Here is an 18,108-nt window from a genome sequence, read left to right on the forward strand (position 1 = left end):
AGTTGATAATAGTAGGCGGCGACGAGTGTTGGCTCTCGTTATCAAAGTCACAGTATACGAGCAATAGTAGCTCCGTACTTGCAGAGGTCAATCGTGTGAGCGATTGATGAAATAAGGTGGTACCACGACTGTATATACAGCCTCGTCCTTATCTTTTTAGAAGATAAGGGCGGGGCTTTTTTATTTTTAAAGGGGGAATGTAGGATGAATATTTTTATTGGAGGCGCTTGGCCGTATGCAAATGGTTCATTGCACCTTGGCCATATTGCTAGCTTACTGCCAGGAGATATTTTAGCACGTTATTATCGGTTAAAAGGGGACAATGTGTTATATGTATCGGGAAGTGATTGTAACGGTACACCGATTACGATTCGTGCTAAGCAGGAAGAAGTAAGTGTAAAAGAAATTGCGAATCGCTATCATGAGGAATTTGAGCGATGTTTTCAGGAGCTGGGTTTTTCCTATGATTGCTATACACGTACTGACAGTGTTCATCATCATCAAGTAGTTCAGAACATTTTCTTAGAGCTTCTAGAAAAAGGGCTTATTTATAAAAAGAAGGTGGAGCAAACGTACTGCGAGACTTGCGTGCAATTTTTGCCGGATCGTTATGTGGAAGGGATTTGTCCGCACTGCAGTGCTGGAGCGCGTGGTGATCAATGCGATGCATGTTCTGCTATTTTGGATCCGATAGATTTATTGGAGAAAACATGTAAGTTGTGCGGAAGTAGGCCGGCAATTAAGGAGACAGAGCATTTTTATTTTGCATTAACGTCATTACAGAAGCAGTTAGAAGAGTATGTAGAAATGGTAAAGCAGAATGGCACGTGGCGTGAGAACGCCGTGCAGCTGACGCAGCGATATTTACAAGAAGGCTTACAAGACCGTGCTGCTTCGAGGGATTTACCAATTGGAGTAAGCGTTCCGGTTGCTGGGTACGAAGATAAGAAGGTGTATGTTTGGATTGAGGCTGTGTCTGGTTATTATTCAGCAAGTAAACAATGGGCACAAGAAACAAACTGTGATGACGCACCATTTTGGCAAGAGGATACACGAACGTATTATGTTCACGGCAAAGATAATATTCCTTTTCATACAATCATTTGGCCAGCTATTTTGCAGGGGATACAAGCAAAAGCATTACCAGAATATATTGTTTCAAATGAATATTTAACGGTGGAAAAAAGGAAGTTATCTACGAGTAGGAACTGGGCTGTTTGGGTTCCAGACATGTTAAAGGAATATAATCCTGATTCGATCCGTTATTTTTTAACTGTAAACGCACCAGAAAATCGAGATACAGATTTTTCATGGCGAGAGTTCATTTATAGTCATAATAGTGAATTGTTAGGAGCATATGGAAACTTTGTTAATAGAACGCTAAAGTTTCTTGAAAAATATTACGAGAATACTGTACCAACTGGACACATCAATCAAGAAATTGAAGAAAGACTAAAAGAATTATATGTGGAAGTAGGCCGATTAATTGAAGAAGCCCATTTTAAACAAGCGCTAGAAATAATTTTTGAAACAATTCGCTATGCGAATAAATATTTCGATGAGAGACAACCATGGAAACAAATTAAAGAAGAGAGGATAGAATGTGATGCGACAATGCGAAATTGTATGCATCTTATAGTGAATTTTGCGCAGCTATTAGCGCCGTTTCTTCCGTTTTCATCCGCACAAGTGCAACAAATGTTAGATGTTTCTCAGAGCAAATGGGATTACATTGCTGAATGCCCGGATTCTATTTCGAATGTGTCACCATTATTTGAACGTATTGATGTGAAGAAAATTGAGGAGGAAGTAGAAAAGCTGTACGGGTCTTTCGTATAAAGTAAATATCTTATTAGATTAAACAGCGTGAAGTTCGTAGGTGTTTGAGAGAATGTTAAGATTTTATATATTTGTCCAAGCAGTTTTTTTAAATTTTCATTTTATAGTAAGGGGAGCTATTCATATTCTAGTGAAAAAGTTAAGGAATCAGGGCATATAAAAACGTTAAAATATGAAAGTCCCTTCTATTATCTCTATAAAAAGGAGGGAAATTTGAAAATGGATTTTGGTAAAAAACATGATAACGATGAACGGCCGACTGTCATTTTTGAAAGAGACGGAGAAAGATTTGTTGTTATGCCTTCTCCATCTGGAAAAAAGAAGAATGTGATTGTCATCAACAACCAGTTTACTAGTGCACCAAATACTACACAAATCGCGAGCGGGGCTGGACGAAACAGCGCTGCAGGGAATAATGCTGCTCTTGATTCATCGAATACTGAACAACAACAGAGTGTGGGAGCTGACGGAACAGCGAGAAATACAGGTATAGAAGGTACTCAGACTGAACCGCACAATGAACATGGACATGGCCACGATGAGCAAGAAAATGTGATTGTTATCAATAATCAAATCGATATGGGTCAGGAACAATCTTCTGCTACTCAGGTTGCAAGCGGGGCTGGAAAAGACAGTACAGCTGGAACAAACGCGGCAATTGAAAGTTCCAATACGAAACAGCAACACGCTGTTGGTGGCGGTGGTACGGCAGAAAACGATGGTGAGATAGGCGACCAAGTAGAAGCCTAACTTAACTATCTGAAACAAGTCTAAAGAAAATTAACTTCTTATTAATTTGCGTTATCGTGATGATATCCCAAACTTGCTACAAAGTACCAATCAAGATATTATTTCTTCCCTTCTGGAATACATGGCAAGTAAGGTATTAAGCTAATGAGTACTTTAGTAACTATCGATAACATTAATTATGTGAATGAAAAGTCCCTTCAAATCTTAAAATGTGCCTTTTGTAAAGGACATTAAAAAGTCTAGGCGGCTTTAAGAAGATGATCTCTGTATTGACAGGGATCATCTTTTTTTATCTCGTAAAAGCCCGATTCGTTCAACTAACTATCAGTGGGGGATGAAAAGATCCCACTGATGGAAGTTTCATTTTATGGTTTCATACATTTTTTTATGAAACAGCATGCTGAACGCTTTTCTGTTTTTCTTTTCTCATTGTGAGATATTGCGGCGCAGCGATGCCAAGTAAAATGCAAATAATTCCGCACCATTGCAGCGGTGATACAGCTTCATGTACAAGAGTAATAGAAGCAATGATAGCGGTTGGTAATTCAGCAGCTCCCAAAATGGTGCCAAGTCCTGTACCTACTTTCGGTACACCGATTGAGAAGCAAATTACGGGAACGACAACGCCAAATAAACCTAGAAAGAGCCCGTATTTCCAAAGCCCAGCTTGCAGTGCTCCATTTGTTAGAAAGGTTGGCGGAAATATAAGGCACACAATAAGAGTAGCACTTGTTGTCATAAGGAAGCTTTTCGTATAAGGTGGTACGTCTGTTGCGATGCGGCCGCTTGCAAATATATAAAACGAAAAGGAAACAGCAGCGAGCAACCCGAAGATGATTCCTTTTGTTGATAAGCTCTGTCCTAACCTTTCAAAGACACCACCGGCAAAGAGTGTACCGATGAATAAAATGATAATAGATACAATTTTTTCTCGGCTTGGGAACGTTTTGTTTGCTACTGCTTCAATAAGGACACCAATCCATGTGAATTGAAATAGTAGGACAACCGCAATGGATGCCGGTAATTCTTCAACAGAAATCGCGTAGAAAATTCCTGTCATACTCATTGTTGATCCGACTGTTAACAGAGAAAAGAATTGTTTTTTTGTTACTGTATGACGTGAGAAGAACAGGACGAGTAATAACAGTCCTACCCAGCCAAACACATATTGTCCGCCTAGCAATTCATGGGCAGAAAAATCGTCTAAAAATCCGAGTTTAAAGATCGTAGAAAGAACGCCGTAGCTACAGGCGCCAAATAATACTAGTAATGAATACTTTAGTTTTCCCATAATAGATCCCCCCTTGTGAAATAAAAAACGCCCGCTGTCCATAAATGGACAACGGGCGAACGAAACAGAGTCAAGGCTCTACAAAATTTCACCTCTCACAAGCAAGTGTGAGTTTGGATATTACATTCTATATAAGATTGTAGCTGTCATCTTTTTTTTCGTCAATATATGAAAAGCAGGATGTAAGGAACTGTATTTTGAAATATACAGTATTACGGACGTATGGAAGGTAAGAGAAGATGTTCGACTGATGATTATATACAAAGCACTTTTCTTACAAAAATGTAATCTTATTGTAAGTCATTGTGATGGTAGTTTTGATAAAATCTATTATACAATAAAGGTACAAAATCAGTACGTGCTAGAAGGATGGGTATTAACAAAAAAGGAGAGAAAGAGATGGAATGGATTCACGACTTATTTCAACAGCATGCATACTATGTTGTACTTATTGGATTGATGCTAGAATATATTGCATTTCCATTTCCGGGAGAGCCGACATTAGCGTATGCAGGGTATTTAGCGCATACCGGTGATTTACATTTAGTACCGCTAATCTTTTTATCTTTTGTAGGAACAAGTGTAGGTATGACAATTCAGTACTTTGTAGGAAACAAGCTTGGGATGCCATTTATACAAAAGTACGGAAAATATGTTTTTTTAACACAGCGTAAAATTGATTTAACGAATAAATGGTTTGATAAGTACGGTTATTTTTTAATCTTTATTGGTTTCTTTATTCCTGGTGTGCGTCATTTTACAGGGTATTTTGCAGGAATTATTAATTTACCATTTCGCCGCTTCGCAATGACGATTTATTCTGGAGCAGTGTTTTGGGTATCATTCTTCCTAGTAGGCGGTTATTGGTTAGGTGGAAACTTAGATAATATTTTTAGAGCGGTTGAAGGTCATATCGGAAAGATTATTATTGGTGTTGTTGCAGTCGTGGCAGCAGCTTTAGCGGTAAGATTCCGTAAACAACTTAAACGTGTGTTTGCCCAAACAGTAAATTGAAAAAATCCATTCTATGTCGAAAAGGGCGGTGCTTAGAGAAGAAGCACCGCCCTTTTTGTTAAGTAAATAGATACATAAAAAAGAGGAGAGTTAGCAAAGTATGCTAGTTCTCCTCTTTCTTATTTATAAGATCTTATCTTTTATAGATAGGCAATGTATGCTTCCCTTGAATTAAGTTCCATTCATCTTCACTTTTTAGAAGTTTAATATCTAACAATACTTTACCATCTACAATTTCAATATCAATTTGACCTTGTTTACCAAATTGATCAAAAACTAAAGTTGCTTTATTGTCTTTGAATGTTACAGTACCGTCTACATATGCAATATCTTCAGCATTATCGGAATAAGAAGATACACCGACAACTGCTTCGTTTTCAGAAATAGGACTAATCTGCATCATTGTGAAAGCTGGACCGATATACGGTGGTTTTTTCGGTAATTCTTGTTCTGACCATGTTCCTTGAACGTTGTATAGAATAGAAGTTGGTTTTGCATCAGAATTCCAAACACCGTCTTTATCGAGGTAGTACCATTGTAATCGATCGTCGACAATCCATCCAGTTTTCATAGCGCCGCTTTTATCAAGGTAGTACCATTTGTTTTGATCGAGTACCCAGCCTGTTTGCATCATACCTTTTGCATTTAAAAAGTACCATTTGTTTTGATCAAAAACCCATCCAGTTTTCATAGAACCATCGTTATTTAAATAGTACCAATCATATGGTGAATCTTGATGCCATCCAGTTTTCATGACACCATTTTTACCAAGAAAATACCATTTTCCATTATCAAAAATCCATCCATACTGCACAGCACCGCTTTTATTCAAGAAGTACCATTTTTGATCTTGTTTTAACCATCCAGTATGCATAGCACCATTTTTATCAAGAAAATACCAATTTGGTCCTTCTTGATACCATCCAGTTTTCATAATTCCACTGTCTTCAGCAAGGAAATACCAATTGTTATTTGTGTTTATCCATCCTGTTGCTGTTTTTCCATTTATGTAATAATACCATGCTTGTTGTTTTTGTACCCAACCAGTTACGGGAGTAGATTGTTTAGTTGTCTCTGCATAAACATGAGGCTGTATTGTGCTAAACAATATACCTGCAGCAAATAACATACCAGCAATTTGTTTTTTCATAATTATCTGCTCCTTTATTGGGGAATTCTCTTTCCCTACTACTAATATATCTAGTTATTAAAACAAATTCAATACTTTTATTACAGTAATGTTACAAAAATGTTAAAAACATTTCTTGAATATGTATGAAATATTTCTTTTAGTAAAGGTATTATTCATTAGTATCTGTTAATACCGAATAAAATCACCATTACCATTAGTATGCAAAGGAGTTCTAAAATATTTCTTGCTAGCTGTTTCTTTTCCCTTCTATTATAGAAGAAGGAAATTCGTCAAAATCAGCAGTGTGATTTTGATTCGCTAGCATTTTTTTAATAGGATGCTAGGAAAGTTTTTTAGTTCAATATTTTAAAAGTGTAAGTGTATATTTTGTAAAGAAAAAGAGGAGAAATGTAATGAGACGAATGATTGCATCGATATGTGTAGCAGGAAGTTTATTAATAGCACCTATACAAAGTTTTGCAGAAGTAAATACAGGTGGAAATCAGCAAGCTGTTGTAAAAGATGGTTGGGTGTTTGAACAAAACAATTGGTATTATTATGCGAATAATGTGCCGGTAAGCGACTGGAAAAAGATTCAGGGAACATGGTATTACTTTGCGAGTAATGGTGTAATGAAAACAGGTTGGTATTTTGACGGAACGAATTGGTTTTATATGAATAGCAATGGTGGAATGGAAACAGGCTGGCAAAAGATTCAGGGAACGTGGTATTACTTTGCGAGTAATGGCGTAATGAAAACAGGTTGGTATTTTGATGGAACAAATTGGTTTTATATGAATAGCAATGGTGGAATGGAGACAGGCTGGCAAAAGATTCAAGGAACGTGGTATTACTTTGCGAGTAATGGTGTAATGAAAACAGATTGGTATTTTGACGGAACGAATTGGTTTTATATGAATAACAATGGTGGAATGGAGATTGGTTGGCAGAAAATAGGTGGGACATGGTATTACTTTGAGAATAACGGTGTATGGGTTGCAAGCAATGCTGCTGACTATTTATATACAATAGGAGAAAATCAGCAGCTTATTCTTGTGACAGCAAATGATTACGGAACTAATAAGGCGAAAATTCAAACATTCGAGAAACGAAATAATAAATGGTATCCGGTGTATGCTGCTATGCAGGGATATATTGGTCGTGACGGATTTGCTTATACGATGTCAGAAGCGGGAAAGAGTTCTCCACGCGGTAAATATACAATTGGAACAGCGTTCGGTCGCTACGGTAATCCAGGAACAAAACTATCATATCGACAAATTACATCAAATGATGTTTGGGTGGATGATTCTAATTCATCTTTATATAATACGTGGCAGCAAAAACCAGCGAATGGTCGTTGGAGCAGTGCCGAAAACATGGATATTCCTCAATATGATTATGGGTTTGTGATTAACTATAATACAAAACGAATACCTGGAGCTGGTTCGGCGATTTTCTTCCATATTTCAGACATGTATACATACGGTTGTACAGCGACATCTCGGGAAAATGTTCTTTCCGTTTTACGATGGTTAGATCCTGCTAAAAGTCCTGTGATTGTGCAAACACCGGAGAATGAACTGAAATATTATTAATAAAGTGAAACTTCCATCAGTGTTGGGGCTTACTGTCCGCGAATAGCGTAATAAAAAAGAAGGTGGTCTCGTACCACCTTCTTTTTTATTACGAATTACTTTCCACTTGAACTTGTCCTTCATCTTGTAGTAAATCAAAGACATCTGCTATGCAAAATGCGATGAACCAAGTCCAAAGGCCATGGAAGAATGCTGTACTAAGTTGCAGAGGTAAATCATAAGTTGTTGTTGAAAATGAGATACAACCGCCGACAATTCCAATCATTGTTAAAAGTGTCGTTTTTCTTGCGTTTTCTTCCGGATTGAAAAGGAAGAAAATAAATGAACCTAAAATTGAAGCGCTTACAATGGAGTCGATTCCATTCATATATAAATTTTCCCCAGTATACGTATTTGTCCAAAAGCATACGAGGCCGCCTGCTACGGCAAATAATGTTGCGATTATAAATCTAAATTGTTTGTTCATACGTTCATCTCCTTTATCATCATCATTTGAACAGGAGGACCTGAATTTTAATTAATAGCAATTAAATAAGATGCTATATTTATTATCTACTTTTACAATATATACATAGTATAACATGTTTTAGATTTGAATAAAAATAATTATCTGATATTTCTAGTTTTTAATGTTTTGAATTTATCTCGCTATTCGTGGGCAGTTAGACCCTCACCTTAAGATTGAGGGAAGCGAAGAAGATAGGTGGGGAATGAAGAAGACCCCCACTGATGGAAGTTTCCCTTTATGTGCAAAATAAAAACGCAAGGATCCACTCCTTGCGTTTTGTTATATACGTTTAAATCGTCCAACCACTTCTACTGTTTCTGTAATGTTAATAAAAGCATGGCTATCAACGTGGCGGATTAGACGTTTAATTTCTCCTAGTTCATAGCGTGTAACAACTGTGTAAATCATTTTTTTCTTATGATCTGTATATCCACCGACAGCATCAACCATTGTTACACCGCGAATCCCGTTGTGTAGTAATGCTTTTTTTATGGCATTTCCTTTTTCTGTAACGGTCATCACTGTTAATTTAATATGTTTTGTATGAATGGCATCAATGACTTTACTTACAACAAATCGGCTAATAAGTGTGTAAAGTGTAATATCCCATCCAAAAATAAAACCACCGACTGCAAGTAGAATAAGGTTAAAGCCAAAAATAATGGATCCAATAGAAATATCTCTATGTTTTGCCACAATTAACCCAATAATATCAAACCCACCTGTCGAAGAAGCAAATCGGAAAATGATTCCTGTTGCAGCTCCGCACAATACACCACCAAAAACAGAAGACAACAACACATCCTCAGAAAGTTGATGAACTGGAATGATATTCATAGCAAGAGTCGATACAGCAAGAAAGTATGCTGTTAAAAAAGTTGTTTTCTTTCCTAAGTAAAAATAGCTAAGAAAGAGCAGTGGAATGTTTAATAAAAAGATGAGTGCACCAATACTGTAGTGCATTAAGTAACCGATAATCATCCCAACGCCAGCAAAACCGCCACTAATCATGTGGTGTGGAATAAAAAACATATTCATTGAAACTGCATAGAGAATTGAAGCAACTGAAATAACAACAAGTTGAATAATGAATTCTAAATGTAATGTTTTTGCGGCCGGGAATGATAAAAAGGCGGTATCGGGAACGTAATCGGCGTCTCCTAGTTGGCCCATAGTCTATTTTCATCTCCATATTCGTTTTTGATTACAAGAAGAGAATAATGCTTTTTTCAAGCACTGGCAATAGTTTTATTATTATACGAAAATTTTATAAAATTTTTACAATTCGAGTGTGTAAATAAAAACATGAATATGTAAAATATAAGGAATTTACATGTTGAAGTAGTATGATATAATCCTGTCATAAGGATGTGAAGAGATGGAATTTCTATTGCAAGATGCAATGTTATATATATCTGTTGTAACAACAGCTCTTTGTTTATTAGAAGTCTTATTTCTCACTAATGTTTCGCGCTTTGTACGCCAGCAAACATATAGGGGCAGACAGAAAGCCTTTGCAGTTGTTGAAACATGTGAGGAGCACATAGGGAATATCTCGTTTTTCCCTATCTTTTATAAACATGGAATGGCTCGCTCAGTTCGCAGGCAAGAAGCAAGCGGAGAGAGTGAGGATGTAGGTCCGTATATACCAATGTTTCGCTAAAGAATTATGAAACATTGGAGGAATCATATATATGTTTAAATCATACCGAGCTCGGCTCGTAAGTTTATCTTTATTACTTGTTGTTGTTTTATCTGGTTGTAGTAATGCAAGTGCGAATGCAGGACCAATTGATGCGAATAGCCCAGGATTTTGGAATCACTATATTGTATATCCAATTTCTGTTATGTTGCAGTTTGTGGCGCACCATTTGCCGAATCATAGCTTTGGGATTGCCATTATTATTATTACGATTATAGTTCGTTCGATACTACTGCCGCTGACAATTACGCAATATCGCAGCCAATTAAAAACGAAAAAAATGCAGCCAGAGTTGCAGAAGTTGAAGAAAAAGTATGGCGATATGACGAACAATCCGGAAAAACAAAAGCAATATCAACAAGAAATGATGATTTTAATGAAAACGAGCGGTGTAAACCCGCTAATGGGTTGTTTACCACTGTTGCTGCAAATGCCAGTCTTCTCAGCATTGTATTATGCAATTAGTCATACGGAAGAGATTCGTTCAGCGTCTTTCTTATGGGTAAATTTAGGACATCCAGATCCTTATCACATTTTACCTGTCCTTGCTGCTATGACAACATTTTTGCAAATGAAAGTATTTCAGTCTAATATGACAGGAGAACAAGCTCAAAATCAAGTATTGAAAGTCCAGCAGTTTATGATGCCGGCAATGATTTTGTTTATGGGATCTGCTGCTCCATCAGGACTTGTCTTGTACTGGATTACAAGTAACCTATTTACTGTGATTCAAACTATAGTATTGAAGAAAGTCTTGGATCGTGAAGATGTACAAGTACAAGGGCAAGGGGCATAAGAAAAGTTTATTTACTCTAAAGTGAAACGTCCCTCAGTGGAAAATGAATAAGACAGTGCTCGTTACGAGCACTGTCTATTTTTTGTGTGATTTCTATATATGGAACTGCTGCATCAATTCTTGAAGCTTATGAGCAATCTGTTTCAATTCATTGCTAGAATGCTGAATCGCATCCATTGCGTTTAGCTGCTCTTCAGAAGAAGCAGCCACTTCACGTGTACTTGCAGATGATTCTTCAGCAATTTCGGAAATATGCTCTACAGTTTTTAAAATTTGTATCGTTCCATCAGAAATTTGTTGAGCAGCAATGGATACTTCCTGCGATTGCTCAGAAACACTTTGTGTAGTCAGATGGATATGTTGAAACATGTTACCTGTTGATTGAATCGTATGGACTCCATCTTGGACATCTTTATATACATGTTCCATTGAACTCACTGCGGAGTGGGAATCTTTTTGTATGCCTGTAATGAGTTCTGTTACTTTCTTTGTAAAGCCAGTAGATTGTTCTGCTAGTTTTCGTACTTCTTCTGCTACAACAGCAAAACCTTTCCCATTTTCTCCTGCGCGTGCTGCTTCAATCGCTGCATTTAGCGCCAATAAATTTGTTTGATCGGCGATATTTTGAATCATAGAGATAATTTCTCCTACTTCTTTCGAGTGCTCGCTTAACTCTTGAATGATAGAAAGAGAGTGCTGAACGGATTCGTTAATAGCCTCCATTTGATTAATCGCCAGTTGCATGCTGCTATTACCTTCCTCTGCTTCTCGAGTCGCTTCCAGTGATTTATCGTATACATTGGACATATGAACTGCGATATGCCCTACCTCTTCGGTCATTTCTTGAATCGCTATTTTGGATTGCTGCACACTGTTTAACTGAGATTCAGATCCGCTTGCTACTTCTTGCATTGAAGAAACGATGATGTCTGTTACACTTCTCGTTTCTTTAGAATGAACAGATAACTGCCCAGCAGAAGTTGCTACATGATCGGACGTGGTATAAACATCGCTAATTAAATTCTTTAAATTTGTAACCATGCCGCCAATAGATTGGCTAAGAAAACCGATTTCATCACTGCGTTCTAAAAGATTTGGCGGTACTTCACTCGTTAACATACCATTTGATACTTCATTTGAAATAACAGACAAACGTTGCAATGGTTGTACAATAATGCGGTGGATTGTAATCATTAGCACGATAATCAATACAACTAATCCAATTCCAATCCCAATGCTCACATTTGTAAGTTCTTTCTTAAACATCGCGCTTACTTTCGCATCTCGACTAACAGCGAGCGCTCCTAATGCATGATTATCCAAGTCTTTTAGTAAGACAGGATGTTGGAGAACGTTTTGTCCATCTGTATGCTGGATCTGAAAAATATCCCCTTTGGGATCCTTTTTTAATCTCTCTGAATATTCATTCATGATTGTTTTAGAAAGAGATTGAGACGTTGTTAAATACGTTCCTTCAGCAGTTAATATGGAAAGATCAGTTCCTAACGTATTTTTTATACTAGTAAGATTTTCGTTGTTTAAAAATTTCCCGAATATTAAAATTCCTGCGGGCTCCATTTTTTCATTTTCATTTATAATTTTAGAGGCAGCAATGATTGCTAGTCCTTTAGAAGTTTGAACAAAAGTATACAAGTCTGACTTTTGTTGAACCGTCTGCAGTAACGTTTTGTCATTTATCGTTCCTGTAAATTCTTTTATATCTCCTATTTGGCTCAAAACGGTACCATCAAAGGTACTAGTGGCGATAAAGTCAATATCAGGGTTGATTTTCGTGTTTACGTTTACATTTTCCTCAATCCACTTCACATCTTTATGTTCAACAGCTTGTCTATTAGCCTCCCATTGTGAATTTGTCTGAGTAAATTTTAGCAAGTTGCTGCCTTGAAATTGCAGTAGTTTTTCAGAAGCGCGGGCAGCTTCTTTCATTTGATTTTGTTCTACAATTGTTATGTCATCATTTAATTTTGTAAAGAAATAATAGCCGGCTATGGTGAGCGGGATACATAATAGTAGAGTAATAAATAGAGTAATTTGTTTAATTAATGAAGACCTTTTCATAAAAGACATTCAAGATTCCTTCTTTCATTTCTGAATAGTAAAAAGCCGTTGCTTATATACAACGTTCTTTTTTATCGTGTTACGAAAAATGTAATTAAAATCAATACACTATTATATAACGATATTTTGAATAATGTAACAAAAAAATAACAAAAAATTCCTATAATACTTATTTTTGCAAATATTATTTGAAAGGATAATTTAATTTTGGAAAATGATTGATGAGTGGGAAAAGAAATTTGAATTCTTTCAGCGGTGTAGAAGAAAGTTTACATCTGTTATATTATACTGAAATAATTCCTGTATGTAATATAAAACACTCTTGCTTTTTTAAAAAAATTCAATATAATGAACAATAACAACAACATTCGAAATTATAAAAGTATTGATAAGGACATGATCTGTTTTTTACGATTCTCAGAGAGGGGAGCCTTAGGCTGTGAGCTTCCTAATACGAAAGAATAGTTTACCACCTTTGAACTGCAGCAGTGAACGAACATCTAGTAATTGCTTGCCGGCAACAGCCGTTATCTGAAACTTGAGCAATTGGCGCATTGTGTCTTCGTGTCAATTGGAACAAGGGTGGAACCGCGAATCAAACACTCGTCCCTTTTTTTAGGGATGAGTGTTTTTTTTATTTTACTTTAAATCAAACTAGAATTAGAAGGAGGGAACGCAGCATGCATCACGATGACAAAAATAAAATTGGCCTAACAGTCGCATTATCAATCGTTATCGGAACAATTATCGGCTCTGGTGTATTTATGAAGCCAGGTAAAGTATTGGATTATGCAGGAAGCTCTAACATGGCAATTTTCGCTTGGGTAATAGGTGGTATTTTAACCTTAGCAAGCGGTTTAACTGTTGCGGAAATTGGGGCACAAATTCCGAAAAACGGTGGTTTGTATACGTATTTAGAAGAGATTTATGGAAGATTTTGGGGTTATTTATCTGGGTGGATGCAAACACTTGTATATGGACCAGCAATTATTGGGACATTAGGATTGTATTTTAGTTCACTAGTCATGAATTTTTTCCATATTGATAAAGTGTGGAATTTGCCAATCGCGATTGGAACAGTTGTATTTCTTGGTGTTGTAAATAGTGTTGGAACAAAGTATGGGGGCATTGTTCAAACCGCGACAACGATTGGAAAAATGATTCCAATTGTGCTTATTATTGTGATGGGATTTTGGAAGGGGAATAGTGATGTATTTAACGTTGTTGTACCAGAGTCTGCAAATCAAAGTATTGGGATGGCAATTTTAGCAACATTATTTGCATATGATGGTTGGATTCTACTCGCGTCTATCGGCGGTGAAATGAAAAACCCAACAAAGCTATTGCCAAAAGCGCTGACAGTTGGAATTCTTGTGGTAACAGCAGCGTACGTGTTAATTAATCTTGCATTATTAAAAGTGTTACCAGCTCCGCAAATTGTTGTGCTTAGCGAGAATGCAACAGCGAAAGCGGCTGAAATGTTATTAGGTGAATATGGCGGAAAATTGATTAGTATTGGTGTTATTGTTTCAATCTTTGGATGTTTAAACGGAAAGATTTTAACATTCCCACGTATTCCAGTATCAATGGCAGAGCTTGGTCAGCTACCGTTTTCAAAATTTATTGCAAAAATTAATGATAAGTTTAAAACGCCAGCAAATGCAATTTTTGTTGAGATTATGCTTGGTATTATTTTGATGATCATAAGTGACCCGAATAAATTGTCCGAGATTTCCGTATTTATTATTTATATTTTCTATGTGATGACATTTATCGGTGTATTTATTTTACGAAAACGTAATGCAGGACAAAAACGTGAATATAGTGTTCCTTTATATCCAATCGTGCCAATATTAGCAATTTTAGGGTCGTTATTTGTAATTGGAAGTGCGATTATTAATGATCCAGTAAGTTGTTTCTTGTCAATTGGTATCGTATTGACTGGATTACCGGTATATTGGTATTTGAATAAGAAAGAGGTAAATTTGAATAAGAAAAAGGTAAGTTAGTCGATAATGAAATTTTGAAATAGGCATCTTTTGGAGATGCCTATTTTTTTGTGCAAGGATGTTGAAAGGGATTGTGGAATATGTTGTTAAAAGGAGGTGGATGCTAGTGGCAATGTTATCGTCTGTTATTGGTTTTTTCTTTATGATAATTCCTGTTGTAGTACTTGCTTTTGTGTTTCGATGGATCCGTTTTTTTATATGTAAACTCAGAAGAACAAATAAGGCAAAATCAGCAAATCATTTCGTTGTTATCGGATATAAAGAAGCAAAATGAAGAACGGACATGAGTGGGAATACATGTCCGTTTTTTTAATAACGTAGTTTCATTAAGAGGCCTCGAATTTCCTCATCGTTCATAAATAAATCATGATGCTTCTCTGTAATTTTCGCAAGAGCAACGTCGTGATAGAAAAATTCTGTGAAAAATTTAACGAATGGTTGAGACATTGTTTTCATTGCTTGCCATGAGTTTTGCTCAACGCCCGCAAATAAAATTTCACGATCATCGATAATAATCAGTAAAAAGCGTTCAAGTGCATCATGTTCTTCTGTTGGAATAAGAAGGTGAATCTGTTCTAGTGTTGTATCAAGATTCCCTACAACAAGTGCTTCTATCTCTACGCCTTGCTTTTTCTTCTCTTCTAATAGCGGCATATATTCTAGGAACGTATCATTCCATGCAGACATACGAATGGATTTTTTCGCTTCCTGTACAAGTTGTTTACTTTGTGCGTGAATAGAAGATTGCACTTTTAAGCTCCAAACCCGGTCATCTGTAAATATTTTTTTCGATACGTTGTTTTGTAACTCTTCAATATGTGATTGAAATTCTGTGGTTAGTTTTTCAATAGCAAGTTGCAGCGGCAAGGCTGTATATAGCTTTTTCTTTTCGGAAACAGAATCCATCACCATGCCTTTATCAATAAGACGTGTTAATACCTCGTATATCTTTGCTTTCGGAACACCAGAATACTTCACGATGCTCGTTGCATCAAGCGGCTCTTCGCTTGAAACGAGGACCTCGTATGCTTGACTTTCATATTGTGAAAAACCGAATCTTTGTAACATAGTGCCTCCTGAACGAAAATTTCTTCTTTCTTAAGAATAAGGAACTCTCCTTATGAATACAAGTACAGTTATTTTGCCCTATACGGAAATGGTTATATAAGAATTTTTGGTTATGGAAATGAATAAGATTTTACAATAATTACTTTTTCTTAATATAATAATATTAGCGGTTAAATAAAATTTATTAAGAAGGGGCTAGGGGATTAGAGATTATGAGAAGTTTACGTTGGAAATTAACAATTGTATTTTCGGTACTTATTTCAATGTTGTTTGTGATTTTAGGGACAACTATATATCATTTACAAAAAACGCAGCAGTCACGTATCCTTGATCAATATTCTCATAATACGATGGATTTGTTATCACAACAAATGAATGGGTTTATTAATGGGATTGGAGAGGATATGCAATACTATTCAGGTAGTGAGATGACCATTAAAATGTTACAAGATGGTGTTACGCCAGAAGAAGAAGCGCTGATAACGAGGGAGTTTTTAGATTTTAAAAAAAATCACCCTGATATTTTAGATCTTTATATTGGGACGAAAGATAAAAATACATTAAGTGCGAGTGTTGCAGATGGCGGGAAGTTGCCAGAAGGATATGATCCTACAACAAGGGCCTGGTATAAGGATGCTATAAAGGACCCGAAAACTATACATTGGGGACAGCCTCAGTATGAACTTACGACAGGACAATTAAGTGTTGGTGTTTCCAAAGCGATGTTATCACCAGATGGTTCAGTAATTGGTGTTGTAGCAATGGATGTGTCCTTAAACAGAGTCCAGCAGATGCTTCATAACGTCCAGTATAACTATGGAGGACAAACGCTTATTGTGAATGATAAAAACATAGCGTTAGTGTATCCGGATAAAGTTGGAAAAGATGTATCAAAAGAACCGCTGATTCAAAGTTTCAAACAAGAGAAAAATGATTTTGTTGCTTCTACGTTAAAGGGGAAAGATGTAATTGCGTATAGTCAGCCAATGAAATCAATGCAATGGAAGATAGCAATTGTTTATCCGAAAGAGAATGTTGATAATTTATTAACAGAGCTAAGAAATACGTTTATATGGTTAGCGTGTGCTGGTATGCTTGTTGCACTTCTCGTATCGTATTTCTTTGCAAGAAGATTAACAAGACCGCTTCAATCATTAACGGGACAAGTACAGAAAGTAGCAGAAGGGGATTTAACGCTACAAATGAACGTCCAAACGAATGATGAAGTCGGTGTGCTAACAAAGCATTTTAACGAAATGGTTGGACAAATGAATGAAATGGTTAGCCGTATTAAGCATAACGTATCATCAGTACAACAGTCAGCGGATAACTTGCATTATTTAACAAATGAAACAGTTGCCGCAAGTAAGGAAGTTTCTAGTGCAATGGATGATGTGACGGGCGGTGCATCGACGCTAGCAAATAGTGTTGAGGAAATTTCAGCGCAGCTAGAAAATATGGAACAGTCAGTGGGACAGGTAAATGGATCAGTAATTTCTATTAAAGATGTAACGAGCCAGGCAGAACAAGCGTCACAAAATGGTTTGCAGACGATGCAGCGTTTAGTGAATACAAGAGAAGAAGCTTCTTCGATTGTGACTGAAACAGAAGCGGCAGCTGATAAGCTTGAACAGAGTGTGCAGTCTATTCAAAATGTAGTTGAGCTTATTAAAGGAATTTCTGATCAAACAAATTTATTAGCATTAAATGCTTCTATTGAAGCAGCGCGTGCAGGGGAACAAGGAAAAGGCTTTGCTGTTGTTGCAGAAGAAGTACGAAAATTAGCAGAGCAATCAAAAGAAGCGACCGGGGATATCGCATCTATTATTGGGGAAGTACAGCGCGAAGTATCTCGCGTTGTAGAAGTTGTCGGTAATTTAAAAGAAATTGCAAATGTACAAGGCCATGTAACGGTCGATGCTGAGAAAGCATTCAAAATTGTTATGTCTGTAGTAAATACAATTGTAACTTCAATTGAAAACATTTCTACTGAAGTGCGAAATATTGGACATGAGCAGAAAGATATTACACAAGTTATGCAAACCATCGCTGAAACAAGTCAGGAGAGTGCGGCTGTATCAGAAGAAGTTAATGCAGCGACAGAAACACAGGTATCGCATCTAGAACAAGTATCAGGAACGATGAAGCAATTAACAGTGGAAATGAGCGATTTGGAAAAGCTAGTAGAACAATTTAAAATAGAAAAATAAAATTTCAGGCTGTCGGGATTTTCCCGACAGCCATTTTTGAATTATTCATATCGTATATTGTAGAAACACCGATATATCATGAGAAGCGTCTACATGTTGAGATTGCAGCTCT

Annotated in this window: 15 protein-coding genes, 1 pseudogene and 2 other annotated features (1 of these 18 running past the window's edge); of the genes and pseudogenes, 9 read left to right on the forward strand and 7 right to left on the reverse strand. The window is 36.6% G+C overall.

Translation table 11 applies throughout. The features are described from left to right. Nucleotides 1-153, forward strand: a binding site (T-box leader); it begins 120 nt to the left of the window's first position. Between the two features lie 51 nt (nt 154-204). Continuing rightward, on the forward strand, nt 205-1,839 hold the full coding sequence (gene metG / locus AB1279_RS02380) for a methionine--tRNA ligase (RefSeq protein WP_429753224.1): 1,635 nt from the start codon (nt 205-207) through the stop codon (nt 1,837-1,839). Between the two features lie 219 nt (nt 1,840-2,058). Continuing rightward, entirely contained in the window at nt 2,059-2,589 is a 531-nt protein-coding gene (locus tag AB1279_RS02385) for a hypothetical protein (protein ID WP_429753225.1), read from the forward strand. Nucleotides 2,590-2,974: 385 nt separating this feature from the next. Here AB1279_RS02385 and AB1279_RS02390 read toward each other — a convergent pair whose 3' ends face one another. Beyond that, nucleotides 2,975-3,880, reverse strand: a complete 906-nt coding sequence (locus AB1279_RS02390) for an EamA family transporter (RefSeq protein WP_429757711.1) — start codon at nt 3,878-3,880, stop codon at nt 2,975-2,977. Between the two features lie 399 nt (nt 3,881-4,279). Between AB1279_RS02390 and AB1279_RS02395 the strand changes: the two genes are divergently transcribed. Further along, on the forward strand, nt 4,280-4,894 hold the full coding sequence (locus tag AB1279_RS02395; protein ID WP_336482395.1) for a DedA family protein: 615 nt from the start codon (nt 4,280-4,282) through the stop codon (nt 4,892-4,894). Nucleotides 4,895-5,027: 133 nt separating this feature from the next. Here the strand turns inward: AB1279_RS02395 and AB1279_RS02400 are convergent, their stop codons facing one another. Beyond that, on the reverse strand, nt 5,028-6,044 hold the full coding sequence (locus AB1279_RS02400; protein WP_429757712.1) for an N-acetylmuramoyl-L-alanine amidase family protein: 1,017 nt from the start codon (nt 6,042-6,044) through the stop codon (nt 5,028-5,030). Between the two features lie 395 nt (nt 6,045-6,439). On the opposite strand from AB1279_RS02400, the gene AB1279_RS02405 reads away from it, so the two are divergent. Further along, nucleotides 6,440-7,624, forward strand: a complete 1,185-nt coding sequence (locus tag AB1279_RS02405; protein ID WP_429757713.1) for a cell wall-binding protein — start codon at nt 6,440-6,442, stop codon at nt 7,622-7,624. 88 nt (nt 7,625-7,712) lie between these two features. Here the strand turns inward: AB1279_RS02405 and AB1279_RS02410 are convergent, their stop codons facing one another. Both AB1279_RS02410 and AB1279_RS02415 read right to left on the reverse strand, forming a co-directional pair. After that, on the reverse strand, nt 7,713-8,090 hold the full coding sequence (locus AB1279_RS02410; RefSeq protein ID WP_429753230.1) for a DUF3938 domain-containing protein: 378 nt from the start codon (nt 8,088-8,090) through the stop codon (nt 7,713-7,715). 321 nt (nt 8,091-8,411) lie between these two features. Then, a complete protein-coding gene (locus AB1279_RS02415) occupies nt 8,412-9,305 on the reverse strand; it encodes a YitT family protein (RefSeq protein ID WP_429757714.1) in 894 nt (297 codons plus the stop codon). A gap of 205 nt (nt 9,306-9,510) precedes the next feature. Here AB1279_RS02415 and AB1279_RS02420 point away from each other — a divergent pair, with 205 nt between their 5' ends. Beyond that, nucleotides 9,511-9,795, forward strand: a complete 285-nt coding sequence (locus AB1279_RS02420; protein WP_429757715.1) for a hypothetical protein — start codon at nt 9,511-9,513, stop codon at nt 9,793-9,795. A gap of 31 nt (nt 9,796-9,826) precedes the next feature. Next, the gene (yidC, locus tag AB1279_RS02425) at nt 9,827-10,630 is read left to right on the forward strand and encodes a membrane protein insertase YidC (RefSeq protein WP_429757716.1); all 804 of its coding nucleotides are present in this window, start codon (nt 9,827-9,829) and stop codon (nt 10,628-10,630) included. A 93-nt stretch (nt 10,631-10,723) separates the two neighbouring features. On the opposite strand, the gene AB1279_RS02430 is transcribed toward yidC, so the two are convergent. Both AB1279_RS02430 and AB1279_RS02435 read right to left on the reverse strand, forming a co-directional pair. Next, complete coding sequence (locus tag AB1279_RS02430; protein WP_429761282.1) at nt 10,724-11,671, reverse strand: methyl-accepting chemotaxis protein; 948 nt, start codon at nt 11,669-11,671, stop codon at nt 10,724-10,726. Further along, nucleotides 11,666-12,718, reverse strand: a pseudogene (locus AB1279_RS02435) (CHASE4 domain-containing protein); the annotation flags it as partial. The pseudogene AB1279_RS02435 and the gene AB1279_RS02430, both read right to left, overlap by 6 nt. 367 nt (nt 12,719-13,085) lie before the next feature. Beyond that, nucleotides 13,086-13,323 (forward strand) — a binding site (T-box leader). A gap of 66 nt (nt 13,324-13,389) precedes the next feature. Here AB1279_RS02435 and AB1279_RS02440 point away from each other — a divergent pair. Together AB1279_RS02440 and AB1279_RS02445 are read left to right on the forward strand one after the other, a co-directional pair. Then, complete coding sequence (locus AB1279_RS02440) at nt 13,390-14,718, forward strand: APC family permease (RefSeq protein ID WP_429757717.1); 1,329 nt, start codon at nt 13,390-13,392, stop codon at nt 14,716-14,718. A 106-nt stretch (nt 14,719-14,824) separates the two neighbouring features. After that, on the forward strand, nt 14,825-14,992 hold the full coding sequence (locus AB1279_RS02445) for a hypothetical protein (protein ID WP_429757718.1): 168 nt from the start codon (nt 14,825-14,827) through the stop codon (nt 14,990-14,992). A gap of 35 nt (nt 14,993-15,027) precedes the next feature. Here the strand turns inward: AB1279_RS02445 and AB1279_RS02450 are convergent, their stop codons facing one another. Next, complete coding sequence (locus AB1279_RS02450; RefSeq protein WP_429757719.1) at nt 15,028-15,786, reverse strand: TrmB family transcriptional regulator; 759 nt, start codon at nt 15,784-15,786, stop codon at nt 15,028-15,030. 212 nt (nt 15,787-15,998) lie between these two features. On the opposite strand from AB1279_RS02450, the gene AB1279_RS02455 reads away from it, so the two are divergent. Then, nucleotides 15,999-17,996: a methyl-accepting chemotaxis protein gene (locus AB1279_RS02455; protein WP_429757720.1), complete on the forward strand. Its 1,998-nt coding sequence runs from the start codon at nt 15,999-16,001 to the stop codon at nt 17,994-17,996. Nucleotides 17,997-18,108: the final 112 nt, after the last annotated feature.

This window comes from Bacillus sp. S14(2024), assembly GCF_050473785.1.
In the GTDB taxonomy this organism is placed as follows: Bacteria; Bacillota; Bacilli; order Bacillales; family Bacillaceae_G; genus Bacillus_A; species Bacillus_A yunxiaonensis.